The sequence below is a fragment of the Candidatus Phytoplasma gossypii genome, assembly GCF_030586975.1.
GTDB lineage: Bacteria > Bacillota_I > Bacilli_A > Acholeplasmatales > Acholeplasmataceae > Phytoplasma > Phytoplasma citri.
The window spans coordinates 1-12,455 of the sequence record NZ_JAOSIT010000017.1 but is presented as its reverse complement, the minus strand read 5'-3'; the positions used below and the strand labels follow the sequence as shown (position 1 = coordinate 12,455).

Here is a 12,455-nt window from a genome sequence, read left to right as displayed (position 1 = left end):
GAAGGGCAAGAGTCAACAATAAACTAAGAAACAGCAGATGTAAGAACATAACCTCTTTCTTGTACACTACTGCAACCAAATGGTCCAGAGGAAACTAAAAGAAAAAGTTATTAAATTCATTAATAAAATTGTTTTCTCGTTTTAAAGAGGCAAATTTTACAATAGATAGCCAACAGATCAAACCTATAGAAATACTAATAAACTATTCTTATTAACTAATAAACTTGAAATTAATATTATATTTATATTTGATTTTGATTCGTTTTTGCTTCTTATTTTCTCACGTTCTCATATAAGAGAATATAACGTTAATGTAATGTTCTTTAAATTTAGAAAAAAGACAAATAATTCAAAAATTAATGACAGAAAAAATCAATAATAACCTCAGAATAGATCAATTATTATTTGCTTAAGATAAAATTTCAAACTGATGTTACTTGAAATTTGTAATTATTGTTTAGATATTATGAATATACACCAATAATTATTTTAGGTTTTTAATTAATATAATTAAATTTTACGAATAAATTAAAATTATTAAATATAATTATTAATTACAAAAAAATAAATTGATTGATATTATGTATAACAATTTTAATATTTAATAAAAGAACCAGAAAAATCAAATTTAATACAATATTTATTAATTTATTTCGGAACGGACACAAAAACAAATGACATTAAATTTTAATAAAAATATTTCAATTTTTAGGTTATTTTTTTTATTTTTTCTTTTTATTTTTTTAGTAATAAAATTTTTAATTAGGCAAAATAATATAAATAATCATTATCATTTATATCAAATTTTAAAAAACGATACGATCGAAAAATCCCAGAATAAAACAGACACAAACAACATTTCATCAAATTTTAGTAAATGTAAAATTAATTTACAAGATTTTGAAACTATACAAATGTATATTTTTTCCAGTAATTGTTATAATAAACTTTCCATTATAAATAAAATTAATAATGAAGAAAAAAAAATAATTGAAAAAATTAAAAATAAATGGAATTTCGCTTTAGAAGTGAATATAAAAAGAGAAAAAAATATTCGTGATTTAGACACAAAAATTAATCATTTAATTAAAAATCAAACATTAATTCAATCGCGAATTGAAGAATTAAACAAAAATTTTTTTAAAAATGCAAATAATGTAGATGAAAAAAAATTATTATATCAACAAAAAATTAATTTTTTGCAAGAACAATATAAATCGAATCAAGAACGTTATCAAAAATTTGAAAGAATTAAATTTAATTTTATTGAACATTCAAAAAGAATACTAGAAGCTCAAAAACATAAACTTAAAACAGAATTATATTCTTTTTATGAATTAATTTGACATTAATATAAATTAAGTAACTAAAATTATTTAGAATTAAATTATTTTTCAGTAATAGATATAATTAAATCTCTATAAAAAATTGCTTTATCAAAATCTAATTTTTTAACAGCTTCTTTCATTAATTTTTTTAATTTAGTTAATTCTTTTTTGGTAACATTTTTAGGATCAAGATTGATTTCCTTCATAAAATCTTTTTGATTATTTTGACTCAAATTATTAAGATTTAGTTTCTTATTAATAATTTTAGGATTAACATGATATTTTTGATTATATTCTTGTTGAATAATTCGGCGTCTATTGGTTTCAGCAACAGCTATTTTCATAGCTTTTGTAATGTTATCTGCATACATAATTACTTTGCCTTGAATATTGCGAGCAGCTCTACCAATTATTTGAATTAAGCTACTTTCATTTCGTAAAAATCCGGCTTTGTCAGCATCTAAAATAATCATTAAAGAAACTTCTGGCAAATCCAAACCTTCTCTTAATAAATTAACTCCAATTAAACAATCATAAATTCCCATGCGTAATTTTTGTAAAATTTGTAAACGCTGCAAAGCTGGAATTTTGCTATGTAAAAAAGTCACTTTAATACCCATTTTTTTTAAATAAAAACTTAAATCTTCACTAAAAGTAATGCTGATAGTGGTTACCAAAACTTTTTCATTTTTAATTTGGCGTTTTTTTATTTCTTCAAATAAATTATGTATTTGGTTTTGAGTTGATCTAATTTCAATTTGAGGTTCTAAAATAAAAGTTGGTCTAATTATTTGTTCCACTATAGAAATATTCTTGTTTAATTCATACTTTCCAGGTGTTGCCGATAAATAAATGATTTTATCTATTTTTTTTTCAAATTCTTTAAATTTTAACGGCCTATTATCTAAAGCGCTTGGCAAACGAAAACCATATTTAATTAATTTTTGTTTACGCGAATAATCTCCAAAAAACATACCTTTAATTTGTGGAATAGTAATATGAGATTCATCAATAATAATTAAAAAATTTGAACCAAAATAATCAATCAAGGTAGTTGGCGGTTCTCCCTTTTTTTTTAAAGATATATGTCTTGAATAATTTTCGATACCTTTGCAATAACCTAATTCTGTTAACATTTCCAAATCATATTGAGTTTTTGTTTCAATTTTTTGAGCTTCTAAAAATTGATTTTGAGATTTAAAATATTTAATTTGTTGAGTTAATTCTTTTTTAATCCTTTTAATACTTTCTTTTAATTTTTGAGGATTAGTTGCGTAAATAGAAGCAGGAAAAATAATAACTTTATTTAATTCTTTTGCGATGGTACCATCTATCGTATTGAAAATTTGAATATTTTTTATTTGATTATCTTCGAAAATTAAACGAATTGCTTCTTTTTTTAAATTAGAATTTATCAGATCCAAAATGTTACCGTGAACACGAAAATTACCATTTTTTAATTGTAAATCGTTTCTACAATATTGCAATTCTATTAATTTTTTAAATAGTTCATCCATAGGATAATTTTGATTTTGATGTAAATACAAAATAGAATTTTTATAATCTTCGATATCCCCGATTCCAAAAATACAAGATACAGATGATACTACAATAACATCATTACGATCAATTAAAGCGTTAATGGTATTATGACGTAATTCTACTATTTCTTCGTTAATAATTTTTTCTTTTTCAATATAAATATCACGAGATACAATATATGACTCTGGTTGATAATAATCATAATAAGAAATGAAATATTCCACTTTATTTTCAGGAAACATTTCTTTTAATTCCTGAAAAATTTGTCCTGCTAAAGTTTTATTATGAGCAATTATTAAAGTTTTTGTATTAAGTTGATTAATAATATTAGCAATGGTGAAAGTTTTACCAGTACCTGTAGCTCCTAAAACTATTTGTTCTTTTTCCCCTTTAGAAAAATTATTCAATAATTCTTTAATAGCTTGAGGTTGATCGCCACTTGGTTGATATAAACTTTTTAATTTAAATTTCATTTTGAGATTTATTCCTTATTTGTTTTAAATATTGACCAGTATAGCTATCCGGATTATTGATAATTTCTTCTATATCACCTTTAGCTACAATATGACCGCCATTTTTGCCTCCTTGAGGTCCTAAATCGATGATATAATCGGCATTTTTAATAATATTTAGATTATGTTCAATCATAATTACTGTATTTTTTTGATTAATTAATGCACGTATTAAAGAAATTAACTTTTCAATTTCAAAAAAATGTAAGCCTTTGGTAGGCTCATCCAATATATAAATATTTTTTGAAAAATAATTTTTATAAATTTTTTTAATCAAAATTAATCTTTGTTTTTCGCCATCTGATAAATGATCTAATTTGCTACCTAATTTTAAATAATTTAATCCTACACTAATTAATAATTCTAAAGCAATTTTAATTTTTTGATGATTATAAAAAAAAGTATATGCTTCAGATACATTCATTTCATAAATATCAGCAATAGTTTGATTTTTGTATTTAATAGTTAAGGTTTCAGAATTAAATCTTTTGCCTTGACATTGATCGCAGGTAATTATAATATTAGGCAAAAAAACCATAAAATTTTTTTTAACACCTTCTCCTTGACAAGCATGGCAAAAAGCAGAAACAGAATTTAGAATAAAACGACGTTTATTATAACCTTTAGCTTTTGCTTCCGGAGATTGAGAAAATAAATTGCTAACGATTTCTGAAATTCCTAAATAATTAATTAAATGATATTTAAGAATTTTATTAAAATTTGGTGCTTCTATATAAATAATATCTTTGAAATTATTTTTATTTTCTGAAAAAATCACTTGATTAAATCCACCGGGTTCGTTTTTGTTTAAATTTTTATTTTTTTTCAAACCTTTATATATAACTTCATTAAGTAAAGTTGATTTGCCTGAACCAGAAAAACCAGTAATCACAATAAATATATTTAAAGGAATATCAATATTAAGATTTTTTAAATTATTAATATAAGCGTTTCGTATTTGAAGAACATTTGTAAAAGATATTTTTGGTTTGATGATGTTCTCAAAAGAATAAATTTTTTTTAAATATTTACCTGTTAAACTATGTTTATTTTCTAAAATATTATTTATTTTGCCATAACTTACAATAGTACCTCCTTTATTACCAGCTTCAGGACCTAAATCAATAATATAATCTGCAGATAAGATTATTTCTTGATCATGTTCTATAATTAACACAGTATTACCTAGATTTACTAATTGACGTAAAATTTTAATTAGTTGAATATTATTATATGGATGTAAACCAACAGATGGTTCATCAATAATATAAATAACTCCTGTCAATCGAGAAGCCAGCTGATTAATTAATTTAATCCTTTGTATTTCTCCTCCGGATAAAGAACTAATGTTTCGATTTAAATTTAAGTATTCTAAACCTAATTTTTTTAATAAATTTAAACGTTTTTTAATAGCCGTTAAAGCATCTTGGATCTTGATTTTTTCTATTGAATTTAATGTTATATTTTCTATGAAATTTAAGAATTCATTAATAGTTAAATTGGTCAATTCATAAATATTTTTATGATTAATTTTATAAGCTAAAGCATATTTATTTAATCTAGCTCCGGAACAATGAGGACATACAGTTAAAGATTTAAATTGGTTTAACCAATTTTGAATATTATCATAATTAGCAAAATTTTTTTGATAATATTCTAGAATAGGAATAATTCCGATAGGAAATTTTAAACTTTCATTAGGTAAGTTATCAGAACCATACAATAAAAGATTAATAATAACTTTATTCATTTGGTTTACAGGCAGATAAACATCAATTTTATACGTATCTAAAAAATCTTTTAGTTTTTCTTGAAGATTTTTTGTAGGATTATTTGGTTGTTCGAAAGGTAATATAGCTCCATTCAGAATAGATTTATTTGGATCTAAAATTAATTTTTCATCAAAAACCATTATACTTCCTAAACCTTTACAATGATTACAAATTCCTTTTTTTTTATAAAAAGAAAATAAATTCATTTTATTTTCTAATTGAGTTAAAGAATTTTTGCCATCATTATAATTTAAATCAAAAGATAGTATTTCTTGATTTGGTAGCATAATTAATATTTTCTGTTTATGAAATTTTAGAGCTAATTCTAAAGAAGAAATTAAACGGGAGGTTATTTGATTATTTATAGTTAAATGATCAATAATTACAAAAATATTATTTATTTCCTGTATTTCTAATTCATTAATTTCTTTAATGTTATTAAAAGTAAAAAAATTGTTATTGATTAAAAAACGATTAAAACCTTCTTTCATGAACTTTAAGATTATTGAGTGAAATATCTTTTTTTGACTATCATCCAATGGAGATAAAATTATAATTTTTTGGTTGTTAAAAAAATTTAATAATTTATTCATTATTTGTTCTATATTATATTTTTGATAAGGTTGATTGTTTTGTATATCGTAATAAACACCTATATGAGCATAAATTAATTGTAAATAATGATAAATTTCTGTAATAGTACCGACAGTATCTTTAGAATTATTAACAATTTTTTTTTGTTCAATGTTAATTACCGGAGCTAAACCTGAAATATAATTAATATCAGGTTTTTTTGTAAATTGGAAAAATTTCCGATCATAAAAATTTAAAGATTCTAAATAAATTCTTTTGCCTTCTTGATATAAAATATTTTGTACTAAAGAAGTTTTTCCTGAACCTGAAATACCAGTAAAAACTACTAATTTAAATTTGGGAATTTCAACATCAATATTTTTTAAATTATTTTCTCGAGCACCTTTAATTATAATTTTATCATGTAAATAATTAAAATTTTGATTAGCCATAAATATCCTTTATAATATATAAAATTTAAATATTTTTAATTTTCAATTAAATAAGATTGCTAATATTTTCTTGATTATTAATTTTTCTATGAAAATTAATAGTAAAATTATGAACCTCTTCGCTTAAAAAAAATAAAAAACGGAATAAAAAACTTTTTTGATTTAACAAAATCTCTTGATTAGGTAAAATTAAACTTTCCAATTGATGTTTATTATTTTTTTTTAAAGCACCTAAATTAAATTCCTTTATTAAATTTTTTAAAATTTTTTGACTGATATTGAATTGCCCTATTCCGCCATCAACTAAAATTAAATCTGGAAAAGGCAAATTAAGATTAATTAACTTTTGATATCGACGCTCAATAGCTTCCGCTAAAGAATTATATTCATTCGGATAAGTTTGTTTAATACGAAAAGCGCAATAAGATTTTTTTTGCAATTGATAATTTTTAAAAACAATAATGCCACTTACAAAATATTTACCAAAAGAATGGGAAATATCAAAAACTTCAATATGATTAATATTATTTTGATACAATTTAGATAATTCACTTAAAGCTATTGTAGTAGCTTCTAATTTAGCGCTATATAATAAATTATATTTATTTAAATTTTCTTCTGCGTTTTTTTGAGCTAATTCTTGTATTTGTTTTTCTTCGTTATTGAATTTGACTGAAAATTTAGTATTAATTATTTTTTTTATTTCTGGTTTTTGCTTAATCAAAGATGGGTTTAAAAGAATTTTTTTAGGTAATAAATGATTTTGATAATATAAATGTAAATAAGTAATCATATTATCAATGGGATCATCGATATATTCGGAAACTACTTGATAATGTTCTTGAATTTTTCCTTGATACATTTTGAAAATATACAAAGAAATTTCATTTTTATTAAAACAAAAACCAATAATATCGCAACTTAGATTAGGTTTTAATTCAATAAATTGTTTAATAGTAATATTTTTTAAATGTTCTAAAATTTTTTGATATTCTTGTGCTTTTTCAAAATTTAATGTTTTAATAGCCATTTTTATTTCATTTTTAATTTTGTTAAAAATATTTTTATTTTTGCCTTGCAAAAAATCATTAATTCCTCTAATATTTATAGAATAATCAATAGATTTATTAGTAGGACAACAAGGTCCTAAACATTCATTAATTTGATAATAATGACAAGGTTTTTGGGGAATCGGTTGACAACGTCTTAAAGGGTAAATTTTATGCAATAAACGTACTGTTTCTTTCATACTATTGTTATATGGATAAGGACCAAATACTTTAGTTTTGGTAGGAACCTTTTTATAATAAGAAATTTTTAAACGAGGATGTTTTTCGTTAGTAATTTCAATATAAGCATAATTTTTATCATCTAATAATTTAAAATTGTATTTTGGTATATGTTTTTTAATTAAATTAGCTTCTAATATAAAAGCTTCTAATTCGTTATGAGTAATAATATATTCTAAATCGCATATTTCTTGAATTAAATTATTAGTTTTTGGATTATGATTTGTTAAGTAAAAATAACTTTTAATTCTTGAAAATAAATTCTTGGCTTTTCCGATATAAATAATATTATTATAACAATTTTTAAATAAATAACAACCAGATTTTGGGGGCAAATTGTTAATTTTAGTTAGCAAAAGAAAATTAATTTTATTTTTTGTTATTTTTAAAGACATATTTCATTTAATTACCATATTTAAATATTTTCCGAAAACGCAATAATTTTAAATTATTTATTCTATTTATTGTTTCAAGATTTTTTTGACTAAAAAAGGCATCATATACAGATGCCAATGAATTTATTTAAAAAAATAAAATATTTAATAATTTTTCGGATTTAATATTAATTTTATAATAACTGAAAAACAATAAAAAGGCAAGTTTTTTTGATTATTAACTTGGTTTTAATCAAGATATATTAAATTTAATCATTTTGAGTGATAATTTAATTGTAAAAATAACAAAATTTTCTATCTTTATTCTTATTTTAAAATATTTTCTAAAAAAATTAATTGTAGAAAATATTTTATGATTATTTGTTCTCATCTTTTGAGATTTTAATCCTTAAAAAACATTAATAATAAAAAAGAAAAAGATTCCTTTTTGATACTTTAGAATGAAGTATTTGGTATTAATAAAAATATTTATTGCGAATTATTTACATTTATATATAATTAACATTAATTTAAATAGAAAATTTCTTTATATATCATTTATTTGATTATAATTATGCATTCGATTTTAAGCATCATTGTTTTAGATTTGGATTGATTTTATTTAAATATCTCTTAATTGATTAATTTATAAGTGATTAACATAAAAATCCATACTATCTATAGATTATTAATTTTTTTGTTGAAGAGCTATTATTTTTATTATAGATTTTAGCTTTATTTTTAATAGTAAAAAACTTTTTTAAAATGATTTGATATATTTCAAAAATTTGGTTATTAAACTTTGAATTAAAAATTATATTATGTTATATAACTTAATTTTAAATATTTTTATTTGTTTTTGCCGTGATTATGCTGTTAATTTTTGTCACGATTGCATTTGGCTTGTCCAAATTATAATAACGATGATCATATAAAGATGATCATATATATCTTTTCGGCTATAAATGGTTATTATTCACAAAATTAAATTATTCAAAAAAAATTTAAATAAAGAAAATTTTATCATCAAAATTTTGTATAAATGAATTATTTTGTAAAAAAAATTTTGTTATTTTTTATTTATTGATAATAAATAATGAATAATTAAGTTATAATTAAATTTATAATCTAGATAAAAATTAAAAATAGTTGAATAATCTTTATAAACTTTCCGTAAAAATAAAAAAATAGTTTCAATTATACAAAAATTTTATTTTTTCATAAATATATAAATATACAATTTAATAATTATTAATAAAATGAATTTTAAACGAAAGGAATAAAAAAATATATTGTTTGCATTATAAAAAAATTTTTAATTCCAACTAAATTGATTACTTTCAATATTAAAAAAGTAAAAATTTAAAAGATAAAAAATATATTTTAATTAAAAAGAATATGAAAATTATTTTATTAGTTATAATTTTTACAATAATATCGATTTCAATATTAATATTTCGTTTGTTTTTTTTCAAAAGAAAATTACAACAATTTTCTCAACAAATTAGACAAAAAATAAATTATATCAATACATTGATGAACAAAATATATGAAAGTATTCGAGTTCGCTATCCTTCTATTTATTATGAATTACAAAAAATCGATAGTTTTGTATTATCTAACAAGTTTAATTCATGTTCTATTGAAAAAATAAAAATAATTTCAAAACATTTGGAAGATATTGAAAATATTTTAATTCAAGTACACTGCAAAAATAACAAAAATAATCAAATAGAATTTAGTATTCCTTATATGATGCTTTTAACATATAATCAAATAATTGAAGTTTTATTAGATAACATATGGAGAAGTACCTGGAAACTATTTCTTGAATCGGAAATGTACTCAAATAAATGAATATATTAAAAGATCTTCAGAAGGTTTACAAATACATCATATTAAAGAAAACGAAATGAAAGGGTTATCTAATCCTGAATTTGCTCAACAAGCTCCTTTTAGTTATCAAATGGGATATAATTTAGTTTATTGTAATTTATTAGAACATTTTTTGTTGCATTGTAAAATTTGGGATCATTCGACTAACCCATTACAAATTGATGTAGGAAAAAATGGAGCTAAAATATTGTTAAATGAATTAGAAAAAATTCATTTTGATAATACTTGGCAATATCAAAATTATAAACGTAAAGCAGCTCAAACCATTTTTTTTCAAAAAAAATCATTTTTTCAATGCCGTAGATTTTTTATAGTTTTACACATAATTAAATCTTAATAAATTTTGGTAAGTTTTTAGGTGTTTCTAAAGTTTTAAAACTTTTTACTTTTAAAAAATTCTTTAAGACTAACTTAATAGTTAGTCTTTTTTGTTTTAAAAATTCAAAAAATTCTTCTTTTTCTAAAAATATTCCAAAATAATTCTAATTTTACAAAAATTATTTAAAAATTTCAAAAATTAAAATTAAATTTTTTTAATATTAGCAAATTTTAAATAATTTTTTTTAAAGGCTTTAGATTTTGCTTAAAAGTGATTACCGGAAAGCGATAAATTAATTAGCATAATGGATTAAAAATACGGAAGAATATTTGGTCTACCAATGTCTCCGATATTAATTAATTCATATAAAAAAATTTTTATTGTTAAATAATAAATTAACTAAGAAAATATTAATTTCTCGGTTAATTGTATTTAATATAAGATTCCCAATTTAATATAAGATAAAAAATCACATTTATAAAGAATAAAATTTGCCAATTTGAAATTGCCATTATTTTGATTAAATAATTTTTAATGTTTTTAGACATTATAGTTAATGATGAAAACAAATAAATAATTAAAGGACCACCTAAAATCAAATTAGACCAATAACTTTTAATAAATGAAATCACAATATTAGATTTATTTAATAATTTTAAAATAATCTTTATAAAAGCATATACAAAATATAATTCCATAATAATTTTTAACCATCTTTTTGAACGGTTATAATAATATTCCAAGTTATCGAAAAATTTGGTAGAATTAAATAAAATCAAATCATCAAATGCAACAAAATTATTATTTTTAAAAAGATATGTATAATAAAATTTTTCTAAAATTTCATTAAACGAATATTTAAAATTAGAATTATTAATATTAGGTTTTCGCAAAGAATAATTACAGATAATTTGTTTAATTAAAGAAGAATAAGATGGTTCTTTAAGATCATTATTCTTTGATAATGTGTGATTGGTTAAATTTAAATTAATACCAAAAATATCTTTTTCATAAAAATTTTTATTTTTTTGTAATAAAAGCAAATAATCATATTCAAAATCATCTGATCCCAATAAAAAACTAAAAAAACGAGTTAAAAAACCAGTTTCTAATAATTTAATTATTAAATCTACATGTTTACCAGATTTTAGCCTAATTATATTTTGATGATATTCGAAATCTTTATTTAAAGAGTTCAAAATAGTTTCATTACCAAATATAATAATTTTTCCTATAGATGATAATGAATTCAACATCATGGGATAAATATTTTTCTGAAAAATTTCTCTTCTTTTTTTATTATGCAAAAACTTTTGATGATGATTTTCATAATATTTTATTAATACATTGCCATTACAAATAATTAAATCTAACTCCGGGAAACAAAATTTTTTATTTTCAATATCAACACAAAGTAACTCTTGATTTTTTAATAATAAATTCATACGAGCTAAACCAAAACCTATAGGATGATAACGAGTAAATAAATTATTATTATCATCTGAGATAATACAACCGCCATATATATTACCTTTAAAGGATTGTTTATGATTAATTTCTAATATATCAACAATTTTATTTAATATTAATCCCAAATCGTTATCACAAGTCATATCGTAAATATTGGCATTTATTAATAAATTTGATTTAATCAGTTCAGGTATTAAATGGTTAAAAAAATCTAAATTAAAAGCCATTTTATGACTATACATTTTTTGTTTTTGATATTCTAAAATAACTTTTTGAAATAATGTATTTAAATTATTAATCGATACTTGATGAATAATTAACATTATATTCGACAGAAAATCAAAGTTTAATGAAATCATATTATTTTTATATAAATTTATTTCTTTAAATAAATATTGATATTTAGTATTATTAGAAATATCGATACTATAAAAAGCTTCATGTAAATTGTCGATTAATTTTGATTCGGTTAATTGCTTATTTATTAATTGGTTAATCAAAGAAGACCAAAATAAATTTACAGATAAAATAAAATTATTATTAATATTCTTATCCTGAAAATCTTCACATAAATGATTTTTTTCGTATTGATATGATAAATATTTAAAAGTAATCAAACTACATATCGATTTTGTAATATATTCGAATGTTTTCGGATGTTCGCACTGCACCCCAAAAGTATTACAACTAAATAATTACTTAATAATCATTAAGATCAACTTATCAGTTGGTCTTTTTATTTTTTAAAAAGAATAAAAAGTGAAACTTCAGCTTTTCTAAAAATATTTTTAGAAAGGGAAATCATGAATCGAAAAACATTATTTTTACTTTTTTTAAAAGATAAAAGTAATTTTAAGTTACGCGAACAATTAATAATATTACATTTACCTTTAGTTAAAAAACTAGTTTATCAATTTAAATATTATCC

General features: G+C 20.5%; 7 protein-coding genes. 3 read left to right on the top strand and 4 right to left on the bottom strand.

All coding sequences use genetic code 11. The features are described from left to right. Positions 1-674: 674 nt before the first annotated feature. Positions 675-1,346, top strand: a complete 672-nt coding sequence (locus OC698_RS01835) for a hypothetical protein (protein ID WP_304513028.1) — start codon at positions 675-677, stop codon at positions 1,344-1,346. Between the two features lie 41 nt (positions 1,347-1,387). On the opposite strand, the gene uvrB is transcribed toward OC698_RS01835, so the two are convergent. Genes uvrB through uvrC form a run of 3 tightly spaced genes read right to left on the bottom strand, consistent with a single transcriptional unit; the run spans position 1,388 to position 7,863 of the window. Beyond that, positions 1,388-3,343 carry an excinuclease ABC subunit UvrB gene (gene uvrB / locus OC698_RS01830; RefSeq protein ID WP_304513027.1) on the bottom strand — a complete coding sequence of 652 codons (1,956 nt, stop codon included), beginning with the start codon at positions 3,341-3,343 and terminating at the stop codon, positions 1,388-1,390. Beyond that, positions 3,333-6,179, bottom strand: a complete 2,847-nt coding sequence (uvrA, locus tag OC698_RS01825; protein WP_304513026.1) for an excinuclease ABC subunit UvrA — start codon at positions 6,177-6,179, stop codon at positions 3,333-3,335. Before uvrA ends, uvrB begins: the two co-directional genes overlap by 11 nt. A gap of 46 nt (positions 6,180-6,225) precedes the next feature. Continuing rightward, entirely contained in the window at positions 6,226-7,863 is a 1,638-nt protein-coding gene (gene uvrC, locus OC698_RS01820) for an excinuclease ABC subunit UvrC (RefSeq protein ID WP_304513025.1), read from the bottom strand. Positions 7,864-9,240: 1,377 nt separating this feature from the next. Between uvrC and OC698_RS01815 the strand changes: the two genes are divergently transcribed. Further along, positions 9,241-9,699 (top strand): hypothetical protein, encoded by a 459-nt coding sequence (locus OC698_RS01815; protein ID WP_304513024.1) that lies wholly within the window; start codon positions 9,241-9,243, stop codon positions 9,697-9,699. After that, on the top strand, positions 9,671-10,075 hold the full coding sequence (locus OC698_RS01810) for an SAV1803-related protein (RefSeq protein WP_304513023.1): 405 nt from the start codon (positions 9,671-9,673) through the stop codon (positions 10,073-10,075). Before OC698_RS01815 ends, OC698_RS01810 begins: the two co-directional genes overlap by 29 nt. Positions 10,076-10,479: 404 nt before the next feature. Here OC698_RS01810 and OC698_RS01805 read toward each other — a convergent pair whose 3' ends face one another. Then, entirely contained in the window at positions 10,480-12,198 is a 1,719-nt protein-coding gene (locus OC698_RS01805; RefSeq protein ID WP_304513022.1) for a hypothetical protein, read from the bottom strand. Positions 12,199-12,455 lie beyond the last annotated feature (257 nt).